This window comes from Nostoc sp., assembly GCF_036917515.1.
Classification (GTDB): domain Bacteria; phylum Cyanobacteriota; class Cyanobacteriia; order Cyanobacteriales; family Nostocaceae; genus Nostoc.
In genome coordinates this window covers 1-23,686 of the sequence record NZ_JBALDE010000075.1, presented here as the reverse complement: position 1 = coordinate 23,686, position 23,686 = coordinate 1, and the positions used below count along the sequence as shown (strand labels likewise).

Genomic DNA, 23,686 nt, shown 5'->3' with positions numbered 1-23,686 from the left:
AGTCCAAATCTAAGAGTACTAAAAACGCAGTTTTTGTGAAAAGCTGTGTTTTTAATATTCTTTAAAATCGCTCAGACAGATTACTAAAAGACGGGTGTAGTTGTCATATTCACTCGAGGCTTTTCACGCACATGTTGTCCTGTAACTACCATCTTTACCCCATTAGCAGGCGCAAGTGCAAAACCTCGACGTTGAGGATGCTCTGGCCGCTTACCAGCTATAGCAAGTTGATAGCCTGACAGTACTTTTGCTAATACTAGCTTCATTTCAAACATAGCCAAAGCTTCACCTATACAGCGACGAACTCCACCACCAAAGGGCAAGAATTCATAGGTAGAAAATTCGTGTTCTATAAACCGTTCTGGTTTAAATTGCTGAGGCTGGGGATATAAATCCTCACGCTGATGAGTCAGGTAAATGCTGGGAACCAGTAACGTTCCAGAAGCTAAAGGATGTCCTAGTAGTTCACAGGGTTCTTGGACTATCCTGGGGAACGCGAACATTGCGATAGGGTAAATTCGCAAAGTTTCATTACAAACAGCTGTGAGATAAGGTAGTTGGGAAATGCTCATGGGATCTGGGGAATCACTGAGAGAATCAAGTTCTTGAAGCAATTTCTCTCGTACTTGCGGTAAATGATGAATCCAATACAATCCCCAAGCCATTGCTGTTGCCACTGTTTCATGTCCTGCTACCATCAGTGTCATCAAATCATCACGCAACTCTTGATCTGTCATCGGATTACCCGCTTCATCCCGCGCTAACATCAGCAAGGATAAAATATCGATGCGATCTGGATTGGGTTCTTCCCGGCGTTGAGCAATTTCAGCGTAAAGCAATTCATAAATTTGTTGCCGTTGACGTAGAAACCATCCCCAAGGACTCCAAGCTCCTAAATCTTGTTGCAGGAAGGGGAAAAAAAGGAAGCTAGAAGTAAAGGGTGAGCTAAAGAGATCGAGAAGCAACGCCATTAAGCGCTTGATTTTGTCGTAACGTGCTCCCTTATGCAAGCCAAAGACAGCTTGTAAAATGATTTGCAGAGAAATTTCCTGCATTGCAGTACGAGCTAAGAAGGGCTGATTTAGCGGTAACTGACTAAAGACTTGTTCAGTGAGATTAGAAATCAAAGAACCGTAAGCTCGCATTCTGTTGCCATGAAAGGAAGGCATTGTGAGTTGTCGCCGCCGTTTATGGCGTTCACCGTTCAGCATCAGGAGTGAATATTCCCCGGCTAAGGGTTCAAATATTCTGTTCACTTTCCCAACGAATAGAAACTTCTTCCGATCATTAGTGAAAATTTCCTTAATTGCTTGAGGATGGTTCACGAAAACCACAGTCTCCCCAAAACCAATTACCTCAGCAGTAAAAATATCAGGATATTGCTGAACTGCATTTTCCATAAAACTAACAGGGTTTGCAACCCACTGGATTTTCTGGATTAAAGAGGAAGTTTTTAGTGGATTAGGTAGTTGCATTTGATTTTTCATACGGAAATTGTGTTACTTTTGTATTGTTAGTTATGGAGTAATATTGATTAACTTTGAAGCAGTAAAATTATAGATGCTCCTAACCACTCTTTATCAAAATCGTTGGGAGCATCGTGAAAAATATTCGCTGAAATAGTATAGTTTTCCTTATGATGGTAGTAAAACTTTCATGTTTGAAAGTACTTGCATATTGCTTTGAGGTTTATCTAGCTCCAAGGTTTCTACTAACTCTAGCCTTTCTATAGTTTGATAGCGATCAGAATTAAAGTACCAATCGAGATTGCCGCGTATCCAGGCATACATTCCTGATATATACTTTGCAAGTTCAGCATCTACTTCTTCTCCAAAAGATGGCAGACATGCTTCTAATTCGATCAGTTCTCGTACTTCTTGATCGTGGATGTCGACTGCACGCTTAATCGCTATTTCTAAAGGCAGTTGCTGTTGATAGTGCAATACTAATACTAGATTGTGAACATCACCACTTGCCATTTCTCTAGAATACGAGAAGAGATCATTACACCAGGCAAGAATATTAATTGTCTTCTCCTTAAGTTTTTTGAAGATGTTGTGCTGTCGTAAAATATCAGGAATCAGCAATTGATCGCAAAATTCAATCAATACTACGGTAAGATCCCCCGCCGAACTTAAGTTCCGTATTCTGATATAAGTATCAATATCCGGTATAATTTCCTGTGCGCGGTTACTTGCTTCCTGTACACATCCAGTGAAGTATTCCTCAAAGCTAAAAACAAAATGATGGAACCATTTTATGCTTCCTATTTGAAGCATCCGTTGTCGTAGGTCACTTAAAGCATAGCTAAGATGTATATCGTTGCTTGTAAGTTCTACTCCATTTAGTACTTCAATAAATCTTTGGTGAAAAAGCTTGAGCACTTCAGGTTGTTGGCCTAAATCTGACATATCACATTGGTCATCCCAAATAAACAGCCAACTGAACAAATCACTGGCAATCTTGATTTTTTCTAGATCGCAGTAAGGATAAGCACCTGCTACTAGCTTAAAAAAATTTGACTTGATGAAACGTCGGTAAACTGATTGATTTGCCAGTAGGTTAAAACGAGTTATCCATTCTACAGCATACTCTTCTAAAACATCAACATGCTTATTGATATGGGATGAAAATGGACAGTATAAATCAGACGAAAGTAGTTCCTTCATAAAAATATATTGGTTAGAAGTAACCAACATTAATTGCAGGATAAAAAAATCAATAGACTCATAGAGAGCCTATGACAATTCCTTGAAAAGAATTAGCTAAAACACCAGATGCTATATAGTGTACAAATTATATTTGCATCACTGTTAGTGATGTATAAATCTATCTGAATATTTCTTAACTTAAACAGTATTCTTCAATGTTTTCTTTAAAAACATAACCGTAACTTTACTGAAATTCTCCAAAAATCTATTTTTTGATAAAAAAGTTATATCTAGAAATACTCATGATAAATACTGTTGACTAACTGAAAAAATTAACTTATAGCATCAACAGTTTTGAACTTTGATGGCGCTACTTTTCTAAAAAGACAAGGGTAATAATGACTAATTTTAAAGCACTCGCTTTATGAAAGAGGATTTTCAACTTTAGTGAAAGTACAGATGAATGGTTAATTTCCAGGCTGTAGCGATAGATAAGTCTGTTGGTTGCATGGGGCAATTTAGTCTGAGAATGTTGCTGTTATCAGAGTTTTTGGGAACTATAAGGTTGTCAGACGAGAGATTTGCAGTCAGTCTGCCAATAAAATAGAGGTGACTTAGCTGCGATCGCAGAGCAAATAGAGAATAACTAACAATAAATAAAATTAATTTAAATATATGAATGAAAAACCAGATATGAAAATCCTTTATACCCCAAAAGATAGTTTAATTTTAGTGGTAGATGATACTACTACTAATTTAGAAATTGTCTTTAATATATTAAATAATGTAGGTTTTAAAGTAATAACAGAAAATGATGGACAAAGAGCACTTAAGCAGGTTGAGTTTCAACTTCCTGATTTAATTTTATTAGATGTTATGATGCCAGGAATAGATGGATTTGAAACTTGTAAAAGACTGAAAGAGAATTCAGTTACTTGTGATATCCCCGTAATTTTTATGACAGCCAATTCTGATACTCCTAGTAAGGTAAAGGGTCTAAACATAGGAGCAGTTGATTACATCACAAAACCCTTTCATGAAGAAGAATTATTAGCTAGAATTAAAACCCATCTTCAATTACGAAATCTCACAAAAACTTTAGAAAAACGAGTTTTAGAAAGGACATCAGCATTATCTAGGGCATTAAAAGATCTACAAGAGTCTCAACTTCAGCTTGTACAGACAGAAAAAATGTCTGCCCTTGGTCAATTAGTAGCAGGAGTTGCTCATGAAATCAATAATCCAGTTGGTTTCATTCATGGCAATCTTGGACACGCTTCAGTATATTTCCAAGACATGATTAAGATTATTGACCTCTATCAGCAGCACTATCCTAATCCAGTTCCAGAAATTCAAGAGGAAATTGCAGCGATAGACTTGAAGTATATACTTACCGATCTACCTAATTTAATTTCCTCAATGAAAGAAGGAGTTCAGCGCATTCGCAACATTAGTACCAGCTTGAGAACCTTTTCTCGAGCAGATAGCGATCGCAAAGTTTATTGCAATATTCATGATGGCATAGATAGTACAATTATGATTCTCAAACACCGTTTAAAAGCATCCGAAACTAGACCCGATATTCAAATAATTAGAGATTACGATATATTGCCAGAATTAGAATGTTTTATCGGACAACTAAATCAGGTATTTATGAATTTATTAGCTAATGCTATTGATGCTTTAGAGGAGTCTAATGTAGGACTTACCTATATGGAGATTGAAGCAAATCCTAATCAAATTTTGATTCAAACCACTCTCACTGAAGATAAAAATTATATCTTGGTTAGGATTAAAGATAATGGCGTAGGAATGTCGGCTAATGTCCAACAAAAAATCTTTGACTATTTATTCACCACCAAGCCTGTGGGTCGAGGTACAGGATTAGGGTTATCAATTGCTCGTCAAATTGTTGTCGAAAAACATGGAGGAACTCTAGAGGTAAATTCATCAATAGGGCAAGGTTCAGAGTTTATCATTAAACTTATCATTTAATAATTATAGTAAGTTACGTTTATCAACATAATAAATGTATGTTTAAAGCAGTAGTAGGTCACAGTAACGATCCAGATTCTTTAGCAGCATCTGAAGAAATTCTTCAGCAATGTGCCAGTTCTCTTGCAGGAGATATACCAAAAGCTGGGATTATTTTTGCTGCAATTGACTTTGATCATTCTCTCATTTTACAGCAAATCGATCGGGCTTTTCCAGGGATTGAGTTGATTGGTGGAACAACAGATGGAGAAATTTCTTCAGTCTTAGAGTTTCAGCAAGATTCAATCACCCTGATGTTGTTTTGCTCAGACGAAATTGAAATTCATGCAGGAGTTGGACGCAAAGTTTCAGAGGATCCAATTACTGCAACTAAACAAGCTGTGGATCAAGCTAAAGCAAAAAGTATCGCACCTCCAAAGCTATGTTTAACTCATCCAGAAAGCCTCACAACTAGTGGTGTCTCTATATTGAATGGCTTAAAGCTAGCTCTTGGTCAATATGTACCGATATTCGGTGGTTTAGCAGGCGATCAATCAAGATATCAAAGTACATATCAATTTTTTCAAACAGAAGTATTAAGTGATTCTGTACCAATTCTGCTTTTTTCTGGCACAATATTGTTTTCTCATGCTGTTGCAAGTGGTTGGCATCCTATTGGTCAAACAAGCAAAGTGACTAAAGTAGATAAAAACATAGTCTATGAAATAGATGGTAAACCAGCTTTAGATTTTTATCATCATTATTTAGGTTTGCTTCCTCCTTCAATGGAATATCCATTAGCAGTCTTTGATGAAAATGAAGGCAATTTTTATATAAGAGCACCTATTGCTTACAATCAAGAATCTAGTAGTATAACCTTTTTTGGAGATATTCCCGAGCAAGCAATTATTCAAATTTCTGAAGCAGGTTATGAAGATATTTTGGCAGCTTCTAAAGCATCATTTATAAATGCTTTAGATAATTATCCTGGTACAGAACCAAGTGCTGTTTTATTTTTTTCATGTGTAGCTCGTCGGCAAATACTTGGTACTAGGGCACAAGAAGAGTATCAAAATACGAAACTTTGTCTAACTGACTATTTACCAGCCTGTGGATTTTATTCTTATGGAGAAATTGCTCCTATAGATGGAATTAGCCAAACACAATTCCATAATGAAACTTTTGTAACGTTAATTTTGGGAAATCACTAAAAGTTAATGGAAATATTAGATTACCAAGACGAAATTAAAGAATTACAAAAAGCGAATCGAATTCTCCAAAAGAAATTAGAGCGCTCTGAATCAGATCAGATAAAACTTGAAGAAACAAATCGAAAAAAAGAATGTTTGCTCAGAAGAGTAATTGATGAATTAAAAGAATATCAAAATAAGTTAGAAGAAAGAAGCCATGAGCTAGAAATAATGCTTCTTAATCTTCAAATAATGGAGAATAAGATGTCTACTTTGGGAAGCATGGTAGCAGATGTAGCTCATGAAATTAATAACCCAGTTGGCTTTATTGCAGCTAATTTGACTCCGGCCAAAGAGTATATTGATAATTTGTTACATCTAATTGATCTCTATCAGCAGACCTATCCCAAAACATCTCAGAAAATTCAAGAAACAATTGAAATGATTGACCTAGAATACGTGCGCGAGGATCTACCTAAACTCATTTCTTCAATGAGAGAAGGTACAAATCGTATTTCCAATATTAGCCACAGCTTACGAACTTTCTCTAGAGCAGATACAGAACAAAAAACTCTGTTTAATATTCATGAAGGTATTAATAGTACTCTCCTAATTCTCAAACACCGTTTACAAGCGAATAAGATTCGTCCTACTATTCAAGTAGTTCAATATTACGAAGAAATTCCCCTAGTAGAATGCTTTCCTGGACAACTAAATCAGGTATTTATAAATCTCTTGGCAAATGCCATTGATGCTTTAGATGAGTCTAATGCTGGAATGAGTTTTAATGATATTAAGCTAAATCCCAATCAAATTACAATTCATACTGCCCTCACTGAAGATAAGAATCATGTCTTGATTCGGATTCAAGATAATGGGGTGGGAATATCAGTTGATGTTCAGCAAAAAATGTTTGATCATTTATTCACAACAAAACCTGTGGGAAAAGGAACAGGATTAGGATTATCAATTGCTTATCAAATAATTGTCCAAAAACACAAAGGAACTCTAGAAGTAAATTCTGTGAGAGGAAAAGGTTCTGAGTTTATCATCAATATACCTATTTATTAAAATAGCAAAGACAGAAGTTATTTTTAAATATGAAAAATAAATATTTAATATATTCTAATTTAGAGTGAAGAATATTCATACTTGATCCTCGTAATTAGTTACGTTTTCAAAGTAACAAAGTTTATTTATAGAAACCAGAAAAATTGTACCGTAAACTGTCACAATGATAAAGGTCAGAATTTGTTATGAACATTTTTTTCATTAAAACTAAAAGCAAACATTAAATTCTCACAATAAAAAGATTAAGTAGTTACTTTAGAGATATTTTGGGGAACTCTATAACTGTACTTCCAAGATGGTATCCTCAAAATTTATGATCAATACACCCAAGCACTCAATAGCTACGCTTAATCTTTCTTTAGAACGCGATATATTTTTACGTACATTAATCAGAGAATTATCTGGTACTTTGCAGGATGTAGTTGGTTTAGAAGAAGCTTCGGGATTTATTAGCGTCGTTGGTGAAAGGATGGGAAGGCAGATTAACCAAGATTATAAATCTGCCCTGGAAATCTCTAACCTTTCTCGTAAGCAGGTAGCTGATGTCTTAATTGATTTAAAAAAACGAATCCAAGGCGATTTTTATGTTATTGAGCAGAATGATGAAAAAATTGTCTTTGGCAACCGTGTTTGCCCATTTGGCGACAAAGTACTTAATCGCCCTGGCATGTGCATGATGACTTCAAACGTTTTTGGAACGATCGCAGCTAATAATCTAGGATATGCCAAAGTAGAATTGCAAGAGACCATAGCACAAGGTGCTTCTGGATGTAGAGTTACTGTTTACTTAAAACTTACACAAGAGGCAGAAGATGCAGAAGGTCGAGAATACTTTAGGGGAATAGAATCTGTGTAAATCTTTCAGCATCAAACAAAATCAATCCAGAATATAAGCTTAGTGCAGATATGTAAAGTAGAGTCAAACTGTGAAAGTTGAAGCCCCATGACTCCTGAACAATTTCTTGAACTTGCCAGAGTTTTACCAGAACCTTTACTCCTGGTGAGTGGAGATGGTCAGTTGTTAGCTACTAATCAACCAGTAGCAGATATGTTGGGGTTACGGCGTCAGGAACTGCGAGGAAGAATGCTCTTTGAAATTGTAACTGAGTCTACTAACGATATTGTAAAGTACCTGCAAGCTTGTTCAAGTAGTAGAGCAATGGTTATTGGCTCCTTAACTTTACGAAAGAATGATGGACAAACGTTAATATGTCGTAGTCAAGGAGCAGTTATTCAACCTTGGTCTCCTGAATCTTCAGTTTTAATTCTCTTACGCTTGGAGAATAGAAACCTGGCCAGCAGTAATTTCATTCTTTTAAACGAAAAACTTGATGAATTGGCAAAGGAAGTGCAGAGACGAAAACAAGCGGAAGAAGCGCTTTGGAAAGCGAATCAAGAGCTTGAAATTAGAGTTGAGGAACGTACAACTGCTTTACAAGAAACACTAAACGAACTACAACTTACCCAAATTCAGCTTATCCAAGCTGAGAAAATGTCTAGTTTAGGTCAGATGGTCGCTGGTATTGCCCATGAAATTAATAACCCTGTAAGTTTTATTTATGGGAATCTTCACCACGCCCATAAATACACTCAAGATTTACTAACATTGGTGCAAATTTATCAACAACTTTGTCCAAATATTCCTCCAGAAATCCAAGATAAAGTAGAAGAAATAGATTTAGACTTTCTGATTCAAGATATAAGTAAACTTTTTCAGTCAATGAAAGTAGGAACAGAGCGTATTCAAGAAATTGTTAAATCACTACGTAGCTTTTCCAGACTTGATGAAGCAGAATTTAAGCAAGTTAATATTCATGAAGGAATTGATAGTAGTTTAATGATTTTAGAGCATCGCCTGCAAGCTAGGCATGAGTACCCAGAAATCAAAGTCATCAAAAAATATAGTCAAATACCGAATGTAACTTGCTATCCTGGTGAACTCAACCAAGTGTTTATGAATATTCTTGCTAATGCGATCGATGCACTGGAAGCTTCGGCGCTCAACGGTCAGTGGTCAGCAGTAAATCTACAAACAACTGACAATCAAAAACTGATAAATAATAATCCTCAAATTCAAATTAAAACTGAGCTAATCGATGAGAAATGGATAGCAGTTAGTATTGCTGATAATGGTTTAGGGATAAATGAACAAGTTCGTTCAAAGCTATTCGATCCGTTTTTCACTAATAAAACTGTGGGTAAAGGTACTGGACTAGGGCTATATATAAGTTATCAGATTATAGTTGAAAAACATAAGGGAGAACTTAACTGTTTTTCTGTTCCAGGAAAAGGTGCAGAATTTATAATTAAAATACCTATTTAATCAGCCTCATAAAATTTATTTCAATTAAAAGGTATAACAACGCCTGTCTACTAATTAGCAAACAGGCGTATTTTTAAGTACAAAGTATAGTTGAGACTCGGTTATATCTTGGCAGTAGAATCAACTGAAGATTGAGACTGACTAACCGAATCTGATTTTGGTAAAAGCAGTAGATTTTCTGCTTTTAGATTACTGTTGATTGTTGCTTGCAAAAATGGGGTATGGGAAATGGAATTGTTAGCCAATGTAAACAGTGGATTTGACAAAATCCCTGCTATGGAAGTGGCAATTAATGTTACTATCAACCCAACCTGTAAAGGTCTTAGCCCAGGCAAATCCCAACGCACTTGTGGATAATTCTTCACCACGTCGGACATTTCATGGGGTTCTTTGACTACCATCATCTTAACTACACGAATGTAGTAGTAGATGGAGACGACGCTGGTGACTAAGCCCAACAAAACTAACCAATAAAGTCCTGCTTGCCAACCAGCCCAGAATAAGTAAATCTTGCCGAAAAACCCAGCCAATGGTGGAATACCACCCAAGGAAAGCAGGGAGATACTCAACCCCAGTGTTAGGAGTGGGTCTTTTTGATATAAGCCAGAGTATTCGGCAATCTGGTCGGTTCCTGTCCGCAGTGAGAATAGGATAATGCAGGTAAAACCGCACAGGTTCATGAACAGATAAACCAGTAGGTAAAATATCATACTGGCGTATCCTGCCTGTGTACCAGCAATCAAGCCAATCATCACAAACCCAGCTTGGGCAATGGATGAATAAGCTAGCATCCGTTTCATGCTGGTTTGGGCTAGGGCGACTACGTTACCCAAAATCATGCTGAGAACGGCTAGGGCTATGAAGACAAACCTCCACTCGTCAGCAACAAGGGGGAAGGCTGTTGTCAGTAAGCGGATGGCTAACGCAAACCCAGCTGCTTTGGAACCGACTGATAAAAAGGCGATGACTGGGGTGGGAGCGCCTTCGTAAACGTCTGGTGTCCATTGGTGAAAGGGTGCAGCGGAGATTTTAAAGCCAATTCCTGCGATCGCAAAAACCAGGGCAATCACTAAACCTAAAGATTGTCCCACTTTCGCTGTGGCAATGCCATTAGCGATCGCACTAAGTTCAGTTTGTCCTCCAGATAGTCCATACAGCAGTGATACACCGTACAAAAATATTGCCGTACTGGAAGCTCCAATTAACAAGTATTTCAGCGCCGCTTCATTGGAGCGAGGGTCACGCTTGGTATAACCTGTCAATAAATAAGAGGAGATACTCAGGGTTTCTAGGGAGATGAAAATCATCACCAACTCACTAGCCCCGGATAAAAACATTCCTCCTAATGTAGCACTCAGCAAAATAGCGATGAATTCGCCTAAAGCGGTGCCGCTCTGCTCAACATAGCGAATTGACATCAGTATAGTCACAATCGCAGATAAGGCAATAATACCGCGAAAGACAATACTCAGGTCGTCACCGTTAAAGCCACCGCTAAAAGAGATGGGATTAGCAGCGTTCCATTGAAAATATAGGGCGATAATCGAAGCAAATAAACCTGCGATCGCAAGATATCCAATCCAGCGTCCGGATGTACGCCCCAAAATCAAATCAACAATCAAAACCCCCAAGAGGGTGAGAATAACAATCCCCTCTGGTAAAATCGTTCCAGCGTTTAGCTGGGATGCAATATTAGCAAAATCCATGATATGTATAGGTTTTGGCGATTAGACATTAAGGCTAACTCTACGTTCACTCTAGCAAGTTTTCTAATCCCCGGACTAGCTCTTTTAACAAGAGCTTAACAGCTTAGGTGCAGATGGCGGTACCAACTTCACTGGCTTACCAGCAGCTTTCTCAGTATCTAGGAATTTAGCTAACAGCTTTCCTACCTCGTTTTTTAGGCGCGAACTTCAGCGAATATCATAAATAATTATGCCGCAACCAATGCGATAGTTATGTACAAAAAGCTTATAAAATTAATAAGGGCACAGCATTGCTGTGCCCTAACAATATTTGTAACTCCTAAGTTTATTAAAAACTGACTGATGGCAGCTTGCCTTGTAGTGACTGAAATTTGGCTTGAACACAGTTGGCACAATTACAACCAAGTTGATCAATAATCGAATTAGATGTTTGAATCAATGGTGTTACCAGATCGGGAATTTGTTGTGTAGATACTACCGTCACAAATTGGGTAGCATATGTAGATTTCAGGCTGGATGCGTTTGCTGGATTGACTATCAGCAGCATGGATATCAGAAATGCCGGACAGGCAAGTAGAATCAGTTTGATAATGTTCATAATTTACAAAGATACCTTTGCTGATACAGCATAGCCAATAAATTGCCGAGGTTCAACTTTAACTAGTGAGTATTGCTTAACTACGTCCGAATCCCTGACCTCGCAAAACCTTTGACCATACAACTAATTCGCCCTGTTCACCCCCTGCGGCTAGTAACTTACCTTGGGGATGCCAAGCTAGGCTAGAAAATCCTCCTGAGACACCTGTAATAATTTGGGATACTTCCTTGGCTTGGTTCCACAAACATAACCAGCCGTCAGCAGCAGCAGAAGCCAGAAGGAAGCTTTTGGGTGCAAAGGCGATCGCATTGATTACACCCACATGATTAGTTAATACTCGTGCTTCCCAACCTAATGAATCATCCTCTAGCTTTTCCCACACCACAATACCTTCAACGCTAGAAGATGCCAGTATTGGCGCACCTACTTTAGTCATAGCTTCTGACCATGCCAATTGGCGAATTTTACCGGGGAAGCCACGCATTACCCAAGGATCGGGGTTGTTCCATTCCAAAACGGTGACACTACGATCCATATTGCCAGAAGCAAGAAATTTGCCATCGGGCGACCAAGCCATCGCTAAACTGACAGTAGTCATATCTAAGCTGTATGGTTCTTCATCCCAGCTTTGACTATGCCAAATCTTCACTCCCTTGTAACCACTAATGGCTAAGTATTGTCCGTCAATCCGCCAATTTACACCCAATACTGAAGAGTTATCGAAATTCAGCGTCACGACAATTTCATGAGTATCTGCATTCCAGACCTGGACATAACGCCCCAAACTAAAAGCCAGTTGGTTACTGGTGTAATTCCAAGCTAACTTATCAACCCATGCGGGGGCATTTTCCAACGTGGCAATTAATTCAGTGTCGCACCAAATTTTCACCTGTCCATCTTGTCCGCCAACAGCTAAAAATTTTCCATCTGGCGAAAAGGCAAGACAGTCTACTGATTTACCGTTAGCAGTTTGTAAGCTTGTGAGTTCGCCATCACTCCACAGAACTACTTCCCCAGCGGCGGAAGTTGCTGCTAAAGTTTGACCTTGTGGTGACCAAGCGATCGCAGTTACGTAATCTGAAAGTGTCCCCGAATAGTTTTGTTCAAATTCCTTAGATTTGCTGGTTGTGGTGTTCATATTTGTAAAGGGGCATTGGGCATGGGACATTGGGCATGAGTTATTTCTTCTCTTACCCCCTGCTTCTTCTGCTTAAGAACAACTTGTTTTAAACTAGACAAGCGAGAAAATCTTGCTTGAGTTGGGCTGCATCAAGATTGCGGCCGATGAAGACTAGTTCGTTTTTGGGGGTTTCGCTTGGTTTCCAGGGGCGATCAGGTTTGCCATCAAATATCATGTGTACTCCTTGGAATACAAATCGATTATCTTCTCCAGCTATATTTAAAATGCCTTTCATCCGAAAAATATCTGGGCCTTGGGTACGTAGTAACTCGGAAAGCCAAGTGTTTAATTTTTCTCCATCGACTGCACCTGCTTCTACTAAAGCCACAGAAAAGACAGTTTCATCGTGTACGTGGGCATCTTCACCTAAGAAATCTGGATCGATTTCTAATGCACGGTCTAAATCAAAGGCTTTTACACCTAATAAAGCATCCATTCCTAGTTCAGAATTGCGGGTGCGGTAGATTTTTGCGATCGCATTCATCGCCCGAATCCGTTTTTCTAATTCATTCAACTCTTCTGGTGCTACCAAATCTGTTTTATTAAGTAAAATTACATCGGCAAAAGCAATCTGTTCTTGTGCTTCGTCTGCATCCCAGTGCTGCGAGATATGCTTGGCATCTACGACTGTCACCACTGCATCTAAAGACAGTTGGCTTTGCAAATCTTCATCAACAAAAAATGTCTGAATCACTGGTGCTGGATCGGCTAATCCAGTTGTTTCAATTACTAAATGGTCAAATTTATCGCGCCGCTTCATCAAATTGCCAATGATGCGAATTAAATCGCCACGCACTGTACAACAGATACAGCCATTGTTCATTTCAAATATTTCTTCATCTGCATCGATAATCAATTGATTATCAATACCCACTTCCCCAAATTCATTGACAATCACAGCAACTTTTTTGCCGTGTTCGTAGGTGAGGATGTGATTGAGTAGAGTCGTTTTACCTGCTCCCAAATAGCCTGTAAGAACAGTAACGGGAACTGAATTATTGATTACGTCAGCCACCATACTCTAAATTCCTCTTGTCTCACCTTATGGATAATCATTATCGCCTATGATAAATCTTTTTATATTTTTGTGCGAACTTGCTGTTATTTTAGGTTTCAGCAAAATAATCACATAATTTAATTTCTAAGCACTTTATTTTTGTGCATCTGTAATAAGTAATAAATATTCATAAGTTGGTATAGCTTGTTAGGAATATTGCATCTAAGCGGACTCACTATACGGTCAATACGGTTGGGTTAAGGTGGCACTCTTTGTCAAAGTCATTTTTTTTACGAACCGCAGAGGCGCAGAGAGCGCAGAGAGAATAATAATGCCAGAACTGCATTTGCTTCTCTCTCTGTGTCCTCCGTGCCTTTGCGGTTTAAAAGAGTTTATTGACCAATATTTTTACCCATCTTGAAAGCGCTATTTCTATAATCTTAGTCTCGCATCAAGGTGCAATGTGAAGATTTAATTTTTTGAAGAGAACAAAAAGTCTTGAACTGCTTCTAAAACAACTGCTGGGTATTCTTCATGTAGTCCCAGAGAACCAGGAATGACAACGCTTCTCACCCCTGGTAAGGCTACTAAAGCGTTCATTTCTTCTCGTGATTTGGGAGGACTAGATTCCCCAATTACTACCATGAGCGGTACGGTTAAAGACTGCACAAGTTCCAAAAAAGCAGACTGTTCGTGTACAGCATCAAGATTACCAGTTACAAAGGCAGCAGATGCAAATCGCGCTCCTGATTGTTGAGTCGTATGCCACTTTTTCTCAATGAAACTGGGTGTAATTTTAGCCGCATCACTAAAGACATGACGGCGGTACATAAAACTTAAAAAAGATTGAGTAGTATTGAGTTTGTAGAGAGCTTGACCAAGTATAGGCGAGCGCACCAATTCTCTCACAATGCCAGCTATTTGCTGACTTGCCCCCATTGTTGGCAAAGGCCCACGCCAAGTAGGAGCTAACAACAGAATCCGTGAGAAAGTAGCAGGTTGTTTGACAGCTAATTGTAAAACGTAACTAGCAGCATGACCAGCCGCTACCACAGTAATAGGAGTATTAAAAACAGCTTTGACAAAATCTTCCAAAAATTGCTGATATATTTTTGGTCGATAATTCAAGCTAGGGCGAGAAGATTCACCAAAACCTGGCCAGTCTACGGCTACAACTTGAAAATTTGGAGCTAGTAACTTGGCAAGTTCGCCTAGTTCCAAACGGGTCGAAACACTGCTGAAAGCTGGTAGCAGCAATAGCGGTGAACCTTTACCGAGGGTTTCATAAACAACGCGCAATTGTTGGTTTTCCCAGTTCCAGATATATTCTTGAACTACTCCACCAAAACCAATAGCAGTAGAGGTAGATAATAGATTGGTTGACATGAGACTAAATTTTGGTAGTTGTATGTTATTTGTCAGTTGTCCTTTGTTTTTTGCAAATGACAAATGACAAATGACCAAGTTTAGTTAGGCAAATCTAACTTAGATTCCAATGCTTTTTTTTGCATGGTTTTAAAAATGTTGTAAAATCCATTAGCACGGGAAGGTGTCAGGCTAACATTTAAACCTGTTTCTTGAATAAAATCTGGAGTAAGTTGGACAATCTCGGTTGGTGTTAATCCATGCAATCCTTCAACCAGAAGCCCTACTAATCCTTTGGTTAATTGGGAATCGGAATCGCCCTGAAAGACAATTTTACCGTCATCCAAGGCTGCGGTGATATAAACTTGAGACACGCAACCAGGAACTTTATTTTCAGGTAATTTATCAGCTTCTGGGAACTCATTGAGCTTCTGAGCATACCAGATTAGCTGTTCGTAGCGTCGCTTCGGTTCGGAAGCGCGTTGAAAGCGCTGGACAATTTTAGCGAGCGCAGGTGGCAAAGAATCTAGAGTTGAGGACATAACAGAAGCTGCAAATGATCGGTATCTCCTTGAGTGTAGATTATCTTTAGAGCGATGCCTACGGCGGGCTGCGCCTACGTGCCTCCGGTTCTGTTGACATTACTGACTATAATTTATCAAATCCAGCTAATTACTGCGATCACATTGATCAAGATCGAGTTTTTTGATGTGTCTAATCACAACAACTTAATTTTATGTTTTTATAAACAAGTTTTAACAACAAGTCTACATAAACTATAGTTGCATGAATATATACTTTTCTTATGTAAGTACGATAATTCGTGAAACTTATGTGTCGTTTGATTTGATTGAAATCCAAATAGATTTTGTGGAGCTTGGTCAGTTTACACGCTTCTAGCTGCTAACTCTCAGGTACGCTTTAATGTGATTAGTACAGCACGACGTAAATAAACATACCATTTCTAATGGTGTAAAAGCCTGAAATACAATTATGGGTGACTTTTGAACGCCAGTTGCTTCAAGTCGGCAGAGCCGCCCAACGCACTGGCTCCTTTTGACTTCCGCCTTGCGGTATTAGTGGCGATGCGATGCCTACCGCAGGCTGCGCTACGTACTTACAAAATTAGCTGCAAGTTCATTAAACTAAGCAGCTAGATAATTATCAACAATTAAAAATTAAAAATCAAAAAAATTCTGACTTTTAATTTTTAATTTATCTCCCTTGAAGATTAATTTGTAGTTTGTGCAGCTAGCATCTGCTTCAGCTTTTCTAATTCCGAAGCCCAACGAGGATCTGGACGAATAGCTTCTGAATCGGTGGTTGTGGTGTTGTTTTCACGAGAACCGCCGCCGCCACCGCCGCCACGACGAGGCTTCTTAGAGCTTTTCTCGCGGCGGCTACCTTCTTTGTTGGGGCTAGGAGTCGGGGGGCTATTACTAGCAAGAGTCACTGGTTTAGGAGCTTGCTCGTCGCCCTCTTCACCCTTTGTCCGAGGTAATGCCTTCTCTAGCTTAATGGGAGTATCTTTGAACATCTGACCATTATACTTTTCAATAATTTCGTCAGCTTGTTCGTCATTGTTGACTGTAAGAAAACCGAAACCACGGCATTTGCCAGTTTTGCGGTCTTTAATTAATTTAGTAGTTACAGCATCACCTTCTGCTGCAAAAACGGCTTGTAGATCTTGACGATCTATTTCATCTTTAGGCAAATTACCTATATATAGGCGAACGGACATGAACTATACCTCCAGAGTTAAATGAACATGGCAAGGCAAGAAAACAATCACTTAGCTTTAGCTTTTAAATAGATGCTATTGACCAAGACTGCCATAAACCAATTTTTTTGCTCGAAACTGTCAACCTATACAACAATACAGTTTTTCGTCGGGATCAAGCTTATTTAATCCAAAGGCTCACACTATGGTGAGCTAATAACACCTTAATTATAAGAATTGTAAATTTAATTAGCCTATTGCTTGCTAAAGTAGACGCTTTCTTCTATGCCTTTATTCGCAGAATCAAATACCATTCCTTACATTACTACGGTATTTTCTACGTAGCTAGTTTAGCGCATACATTTCCGACATTAGTATTACTGCATCGTAACATAAAACACATTTTTTTATTCAAGTGAGCATGTTTTGAAATAAAAACCAGCCAGTGGCTGGTTAATTTACTGCTGTGTTGGGAGGATAAAAATGTATAGAGCGGGGAAAAATCATCTAAATCCACAACTAAGCGGTGATGCTGAGTTATGTCGGTTGCTATTATTTGTGTAAATAAATGTAACATTTTCTGAGAAAATCTGCAACTTTTCTTTACATTTCGATTTATCTTTTGTTCTTTGTCCTTTGCTAATGACCAATGACCAATGACTAACCAGTGAGAAAGATATATGCGCCCCAAGCCTGTACTGCAACAGCCAAAAAAGTAGACCAAATGGGATGAGGGCTATGAATGGTTTTACCACTTTGAGTTTCTAGGGTTTGGATATCAATCCAAGGCGTTGCTCCTCGCCGGAACCAACCTGTGACGATAATTTGCCGCCCGATTAGATCCTGGTGATTGACTGACTGTCCTAGCCAAGAAATGTGGTGTAATTTCACCAAACCTGCGCTGGATTGAAGGATTAAATCTTGCGCAAGGGAGTTGCTAGTACCTTGACGACCTAATAATTTACCCACAAGACACACGCTGACGCTATCAATAGGTAAGGCAGAAGGGTCAGCTAACAGGTTGGGTAAGCTGTCGTCAGTTTGTACGGTGGCAGGTTTAATATCGGGGAAGAAAGAATTAATCCGCATCACAGTACCAATGCTAAAGCCAATCAGAAGGCAGCCTGTAATGAAAGACCAATCTTCATATATCCACTTTAGATTTAAAAACTTGAGTGTGAATGCTAGTTGCCAGGTTAGCCAGACGAAAGCTGCAAACAAAACCCCTAGAGGAATTCCCAACCAGGGAGCAATTTGTAATAAAAAAGACTGACGCTTAACCTTTGATGGAACGCTTGCAAAATGTAGTTCGGTGTCTAGATGCCAGTGACGGGCTATTTGGCAGAGACGTTCGAGGCGATCGCCCATTAAAGGATGGCTATTATTAATCGTAAACCATCGGCGATAGGGATTGGCTGTATCCCACTTCAAAAAGGATTCAAAAGAGAGATTACTGGCAATAGTTCCCAAAGATAAACTCTGTTGGTAGCTGACTGGTGTTAAAAGATTTAAGCTTTCCAGTTGCCAACTGGTGTGTTCTTGTTTTTGGATATCAGCGGCAATGCCAATGGCGATTTTGAGTAAAGCGCGAATCAGGGCATTGGGATTACCAGTAATTTCAGCAGCAATGCGATCACTATAATAAAGCCGCAACCGCGACAACCACAATGCAGTTCCAGTCAGCAAACACCAAACTCCATAAATTATACTTGCCAGAATTGTCACTGGCCAGCGCCAAATTTTCGCTGATATTTTGTCTCCCAACTCCGACACTTGTTGATATAGCTTATGAGTTGGTAGTGTCACCAGCAGCAACAAAGACATTACAGCAAAATCCCAGTGAGCAATATGCCCTAGCTGCGTGGCATAAATAATGGCGATTTCATCATCTGCCAGCTGCTCTAATAGCCCTTGACTGACAACAATCCTGGCATTACGTGGTAAACTACCATAAGTCAGAATAATTGGTGCAGCCGTTGGTAAAATCCGCAGTTTGGGTAACGGCCAGTGCCGCTGTTGGCAACAACGTTGTAGCACCCGCACAGCTTCGCGGCTATGGGTATTCAATACATCTTTCGGAAATTCTTGCTGACCATACAAGTTCGCCAGTAGCAGATCCAGCAGCCAAGGTGAGACTGCGATTAAAATCACCAATACTACTAGTAACAGTTGAGTTGGGTCGTAGTATAAAAGCTGTATTGGTTCCAGATAAGGTAGTTTGACTAAAGTCTGGTTGATGAATCCTAGTACTAACTTGAGGATTTCTCGGATCACCCAAAACAGAGCGATGAATGTTCCGGCTGACAGTAGCCGCAAAGGAATTAATTTTGGTTTACGTAGCGGTTGCCATGCTCTGGCGCGTTGTGCTTGTCGCCAATAAATAACGCCGAATAATTTGGCTTGGGTGCGGGTAACAGAACCCATAAAGCCGCTTAGGGGCGTAGGTGGTGGTGTCGCTAATGTAGCTTTGGGTCTAGCTAGTGGCACCATCGCCGGGATGTCGTCGCTTTTGGTTTCTATTGTTTGCTCGTTCGGCTTTTCCTCTAATTTAGGAGTTTCCGGGGGAGTGACGGGGGTTGAATCTGGGGTTGAATTCTCAAAGGCAACAAATCCAGTTTCGACTTTTTTTGATTCTTGATCGGATTTTTTACGTTTTGTCAGGTGTTCCAGAGCGCGTGTTGCCCACTCTTGAACTTGCGGATTGTTACTCTTAATGAGATTCTGGGAAATAGCGATCGCTTTTGGAACTTCGCCAGTGCGAGCATAAGCCATCACTAAACCAACTTGGGCTTGTAAGCTAGCAGTAGTATTGCTTTGAATACTAGCAATAGGTTCAAGTTGAGCGATCGCTGTTTGGTAATTTCCTTGCTTGAGGGCAACTAAACCAGCCTCCAAAGACGGTTTGGCATGTGAAGGCATAGAAATTCTGGCACTCCAATCTCTTCTAAATGATCCACGTTTGTGCAAAAGCGCGAACCCCGGATGCCGTAGAAATCAACGGCGCTCAAGTTTTGCTTGTCAAGTGAAGCATAAAGATTGAATAAATGCGTCAGCCCTCAAAATTCAGTTTAGTCTTCTGTAAGACTAGTTCTGAATTCTGGATTCTGAATTCTGTATTCTTCTTTATTTCTCCACTGGTTGTTGACTAGAAAATACTGGGGCAATCGCGCTTAATTTTAACTCTGGATGGTCGCCTAATAACTGTTGACAATTCCATTCATTACGGAATAGCAACACTGGTCGTCCCATACTGTCTTTAACTGTAGTGGTATTGAATATCCGTCCCACTTTTTCTAATGCTTCCCAACCACCCTCAACCCAACGGGCGACACTGTAGGGCAATAAGTCTAGTATGGTTTCTACACCATACTCATTTTGTAAGCGAAACTGTACCACCTCGAATTGCAACTGACCCACCGCCGCCAAAATTGGATCGCGCTTGGCTTCATCAGTTGAATACATAATTTGCACAGCGCCTTCTTCTCGCAATTCCGCAACGCCTTTTTGGAATTGTTTAGACTTCGAGGGGTTGGGATTCCTTAGAGTCGCAAACAGTTCCGGCGAAAAATACGGAATCCCCTCATATTCGAGCTTTTGTCCCGTGTAAATTGTATCTCCGATTGCAAAAACACCAGGATTGTTCAAACCGATCACATCGCCAGGATAAGCCACATCAATAGATTCTCGCTCTTGAGCAAAAAGTTTTTGCGGGCGAGATAGACGGATAAGTTTACCAATGCGGGCGTGATTCACCATCATATCTTTTTCAAACTTACCAGTGCAAACCCGGATAAATGCGACGCGATCGCGGTGTTTCGGGTCCATATTCGCTTGCAGTTTGAAGACAAACCCCGAAAATTCCGGGTATGTAGGCGGAACTTCACCCACACTGCTGACATGAGAACCGGGTTTGAGGGCATAGTCGAGGAAATACTTGAGGAATAATTCGACCCCGAAGTTAGTCATGGCGCTACCAAAGAACACAGGCGTCATTTTGCCTTGGTGTATCAACTGTAAATCTAGCTCTGGGCCAACTCCTTCTAACAGTTCTAGATCGTTTTTCAGTTGGTAGTACAGGTTTTGTTCTAGCTGTTCTTCTATCCTCGGATCGCCTAAGTCCACTATTGTATCGCGGGCTTCTCGGCTACCGTGGGCGCTGCGTTCAAACAAATGTATTTGTTGCTTGTGTCGATCAAAAACACCTTTAAAGCGATCGCCCATCCCAATTGGCCAGTTTACCGCATAGGTTTGCAATCCTAACTCTTGCTCTATTTCATCCAACAGTTCCAGAGGTTCCCTACCTGGGCGATCAAGTTTGTTGATAAATGTAAAAATTGGGATACCCCGCAACTTACACACTTCAAACAATTTACGCGTTTGGGGTTCCAAACCTTTTGCCGCATCAATCAACATCACGGCATTATCGGCGGCGGCAAGGGTACGATAAGTATCTTCACTGAAATCTTGGTGTCCGGGAGTGTCTAATAAATTGATTTGACAATTCTGGTATTCAAATTGCAACACTGTGGAGGTAATGGAAATACCCCGTTGTTGCTCCATCGCCATCCAGTCAGAGGTAGCCTTACGTTGTGCCCGTCGCGCTTTCACTGCCCCAGCTTCATGAATTGCACCCCCGTACAAGAGTAGCTTTTCAGTTAGTGTCGTTTTACCAGCATCGGGGTGAGATATAATCGCAAAGTTGCGGCGAAGTTCAACTGCTTGAGTAAGTTCAGACTGAAGTTCAGTAGACATAAATGTATTTGTTTGTTAGCTAGCTTAATTTTTTTTGACTCTGGCAAGTCTTTTAATCTTAAGACAACGATGCTCATGATAGGGTCGTAGTATAACCAACAATCTGACTAAATAGGAGAAAGCAATGTACGATACAGACAAGCGAAAGCTTCTATCTGCCTTATCTCATGGAGCGATTTTTTTCAGCATAGGATTTGTATCTGTAGGCATACCTATCGCCATACTGTTCGTATCTGACGATCCTGTTGTTAAAGAAAACGCCAAAGAATCTATTAATTTCCACTTTAATGTCTGGTTTTATGGTGTAATTCTAGGAGCGCTATTTTTTCTATTCGGCTGGTTAGTGTTACCTCTATTATTGCTGGGGCCACTAGCTGGTCTGGGATTTCTATTACATTGGGGATTGACAATTTGGGCAATCATCGGAGTTTTCAACAATCCTGATATACCCTTTCGTTATCCCTATATTTTTCGAGTTTTTTAACACAAATTATTATTGGGCATAGGGCATTGGTAATTGTCTGCCAAGTTTTGCCAACAGAGGGTATTACGATTTTGAATTTTGAATTGTTTATTATGTTGTTTTTTTCCCAGTCCGTCGGATAGGTGCAACCAAGCTGTAAAATACAAAATTGCCCTACAACTTGATTAAGAGTAGGGCAAAGGACAGTTAAGCACTGTTTGTAGTTTGTCTGACGGCAGGAAAATTTTAACCTGCTTTTGTGACGCTTTATTTTGTGTCCATCTGCGTTGTTTTTCTTTATAAAATTTTATGTTTCCTATACATCGCCCACGTCGTCTGCGTACTCATCCTCAACTGCGCCGGATGGTTCGTGAAACTGTTTTAACAACAAGTGATTTAATTTACCCACTATTTGCTGTACCGGGTGAGGGAATCGCTAATGAAGTGAAATCCATGCCTGGAGTCTACCAACTTTCGGTAGATAAAATTGTTGAAGAAGCAAAAGAAGCTTATGATTTAGGAATTCCTTCTATTATTTTATTTGGGATTCCGGCTGATAAAGATGTGGATGCCACTGGCGCTTGGCATGATTGCGGTATTGTCCAAAAAGCAGCAACGGCAGTAAAAGCAGCAATACCAGATTTGATTGTAATTGCTGATACTTGTCTATGTGAGTATACTAGCCACGGTCATTGTGGTTATCTGCAAGTTGGTGATTTAACAGGGCGAGTTTTAAATGACCCAACTTTGGAACTATTAAAGAAAACAGCGGTTTCTCAAGCAAAAGCTGGTGCGGATATCATCGCGCCATCAGGAATGATGGATGGGTTTGTGCAGGCAATTCGTCAGGGTTTGGATGAAGCCGGATTTCAAGACACGCCGATTTTGTCTTATGCTGCTAAGTATGCTTCAGGTTATTATGGGCCATTTCGCGATGCAGCAGACTCGACACCACAATTTGGGGACAGAAGAACTTACCAAATGGACCCAGGTAACGCCCGTGAAGCGATTAAAGAGATTGACTTAGATATTGCCGAAGGTGCTGATATGCTCATGGTTAAGCCAGCATTGGCATACATGGATATTATTTGGCGGGTGAAGGAAGCGAGTAATTTGCCAGTTGCGGCTTACAATGTTTCTGGTGAGTATGCGATGGTGAAGGCTGCGGCTCTCAATGGTTGGATTGATGAAGAGCGGGTGGTTATGGAAACTTTAACTGGGTTTAAACGCGCTGGTGCAGATTTGATTTTGACTTATCATGCCAAAGATGCGGCGCGATGGTTAAAGTAGGCTAGGCATATTGAATACTAATTCAGAGAGAAATCTCACACACAGGCGTAAAGATGCAAAGTTGTATTTTGGTGTCTGGGTGTGAGATTCTTTGTTTATGGCTATTGCGATGCCTGCGGTAAATGCTCGCCTACGCAACTTTGGACAGTATATCGTCAAAAACCTTTCTTTCGAGTGGGTGTTATGGGGATAGCAATATCTACGATGGGCTACGCCTACGCAAGCGTTAGGGTGGGGTTCTTATTCATCTGTTTCAGTTACTGGATTATGAAGTAGAAAAGGAGTGCGTAAACGCGTAGTGGCTTGTCTTCATCCCTCTTTTGTTACTACGGGGAGAGTAGAATCAGGAAGAAAAACTGAAACAGTAAGTAACTCTGATGGTTAGGCAGCGCTCTTAAGCAGTAAA

At 39.9% G+C, this 23,686-nt stretch carries 18 protein-coding genes; 7 read left to right on the top strand and 11 right to left on the bottom strand.

Going from position 1 to position 23,686, the window contains the following annotated elements; translation table 11 throughout:
* Positions 1–83: 83 nt before the first annotated feature.
* Together V7K89_RS09060 and V7K89_RS09055 are read right to left on the bottom strand one after the other, a co-directional pair.
* The gene (locus V7K89_RS09060; RefSeq protein WP_335186432.1) at positions 84–1,475 is read right to left on the bottom strand and encodes a cytochrome P450; all 1,392 of its coding nucleotides are present in this window, start codon (positions 1,473–1,475) and stop codon (positions 84–86) included.
* Positions 1,476–1,634: 159 nt separating this feature from the next.
* On the bottom strand, positions 1,635–2,669 hold the full coding sequence (locus V7K89_RS09055; RefSeq protein ID WP_335186379.1) for a terpene synthase family protein: 1,035 nt from the start codon (positions 2,667–2,669) through the stop codon (positions 1,635–1,637).
* Positions 2,670–3,326: 657 nt separating this feature from the next.
* Between V7K89_RS09055 and V7K89_RS09050 the strand changes: the two genes are divergently transcribed.
* The 5 genes from V7K89_RS09050 (at position 3,327) to V7K89_RS09030 (ending at position 9,209) form a co-directional block, all read left to right on the top strand.
* Entirely contained in the window at positions 3,327–4,646 is a 1,320-nt protein-coding gene (locus tag V7K89_RS09050; RefSeq protein WP_335186378.1) for a hybrid sensor histidine kinase/response regulator, read from the top strand.
* A gap of 38 nt (positions 4,647–4,684) precedes the next feature.
* Complete coding sequence (locus V7K89_RS09045; RefSeq protein ID WP_335186376.1) at positions 4,685–5,836, top strand: FIST signal transduction protein; 1,152 nt, start codon at positions 4,685–4,687, stop codon at positions 5,834–5,836.
* 6 nt (positions 5,837–5,842) lie between these two features.
* Positions 5,843–6,886 carry a sensor histidine kinase gene (locus V7K89_RS09040; RefSeq protein ID WP_335186374.1) on the top strand — a complete coding sequence of 348 codons (1,044 nt, stop codon included), beginning with the start codon at positions 5,843–5,845 and terminating at the stop codon, positions 6,884–6,886.
* Between the two features lie 313 nt (positions 6,887–7,199).
* A complete protein-coding gene (locus tag V7K89_RS09035) occupies positions 7,200–7,742 on the top strand; it encodes a methanogen output domain 1-containing protein (RefSeq protein WP_335186372.1) in 543 nt (180 codons plus the stop codon).
* 87 nt (positions 7,743–7,829) lie between these two features.
* Entirely contained in the window at positions 7,830–9,209 is a 1,380-nt protein-coding gene (locus V7K89_RS09030) for an ATP-binding protein (RefSeq protein ID WP_335186370.1), read from the top strand.
* 101 nt (positions 9,210–9,310) lie between these two features.
* On the opposite strand, the gene V7K89_RS09025 is transcribed toward V7K89_RS09030, so the two are convergent.
* From V7K89_RS09025 to V7K89_RS08985, 9 genes are all read right to left on the bottom strand, one after another.
* A complete protein-coding gene (locus tag V7K89_RS09025) occupies positions 9,311–10,915 on the bottom strand; it encodes an NAD(P)H-quinone oxidoreductase subunit N (protein ID WP_335186368.1) in 1,605 nt (534 codons plus the stop codon).
* Positions 10,916–11,243: 328 nt separating this feature from the next.
* Positions 11,244–11,513, bottom strand: coding sequence for a hypothetical protein (locus V7K89_RS09020; protein WP_335186366.1), 270 nt, complete (start codon positions 11,511–11,513; stop codon positions 11,244–11,246).
* A gap of 76 nt (positions 11,514–11,589) precedes the next feature.
* Complete coding sequence (locus V7K89_RS09015) at positions 11,590–12,651, bottom strand: WD40 repeat domain-containing protein (protein ID WP_335186364.1); 1,062 nt, start codon at positions 12,649–12,651, stop codon at positions 11,590–11,592.
* Positions 12,652–12,739: 88 nt separating this feature from the next.
* Positions 12,740–13,711: a CobW family GTP-binding protein gene (locus V7K89_RS09010; RefSeq protein WP_335186362.1), complete on the bottom strand. Its 972-nt coding sequence runs from the start codon at positions 13,709–13,711 to the stop codon at positions 12,740–12,742.
* Between the two features lie 450 nt (positions 13,712–14,161).
* On the bottom strand, positions 14,162–15,076 hold the full coding sequence (locus V7K89_RS09005; protein WP_335186360.1) for an alpha/beta fold hydrolase: 915 nt from the start codon (positions 15,074–15,076) through the stop codon (positions 14,162–14,164).
* An 80-nt stretch (positions 15,077–15,156) separates the two neighbouring features.
* Positions 15,157–15,597: a SufE family protein gene (locus V7K89_RS09000; protein ID WP_335186358.1), complete on the bottom strand. Its 441-nt coding sequence runs from the start codon at positions 15,595–15,597 to the stop codon at positions 15,157–15,159.
* A 689-nt stretch (positions 15,598–16,286) separates the two neighbouring features.
* On the bottom strand, positions 16,287–16,796 hold the full coding sequence (locus tag V7K89_RS08995; RefSeq protein ID WP_335186356.1) for an RNA recognition motif domain-containing protein: 510 nt from the start codon (positions 16,794–16,796) through the stop codon (positions 16,287–16,289).
* 639 nt (positions 16,797–17,435) lie between these two features.
* Entirely contained in the window at positions 17,436–19,694 is a 2,259-nt protein-coding gene (locus V7K89_RS08990) for a M48 family metalloprotease (protein ID WP_335186354.1), read from the bottom strand.
* Between the two features lie 204 nt (positions 19,695–19,898).
* Positions 19,899–21,527: a peptide chain release factor 3 gene (locus tag V7K89_RS08985; protein WP_335186352.1), complete on the bottom strand. Its 1,629-nt coding sequence runs from the start codon at positions 21,525–21,527 to the stop codon at positions 19,899–19,901.
* A gap of 124 nt (positions 21,528–21,651) precedes the next feature.
* Between V7K89_RS08985 and V7K89_RS08980 the strand changes: the two genes are divergently transcribed.
* Together V7K89_RS08980 and hemB are read left to right on the top strand one after the other, a co-directional pair.
* Entirely contained in the window at positions 21,652–22,011 is a 360-nt protein-coding gene (locus V7K89_RS08980) for a DUF4870 domain-containing protein (protein WP_335186350.1), read from the top strand.
* 288 nt (positions 22,012–22,299) lie between these two features.
* Positions 22,300–23,280 (top strand): porphobilinogen synthase, encoded by a 981-nt coding sequence (gene hemB, locus V7K89_RS08975; protein ID WP_335186348.1) that lies wholly within the window; start codon positions 22,300–22,302, stop codon positions 23,278–23,280.
* Positions 23,281–23,686: the final 406 nt, after the last annotated feature.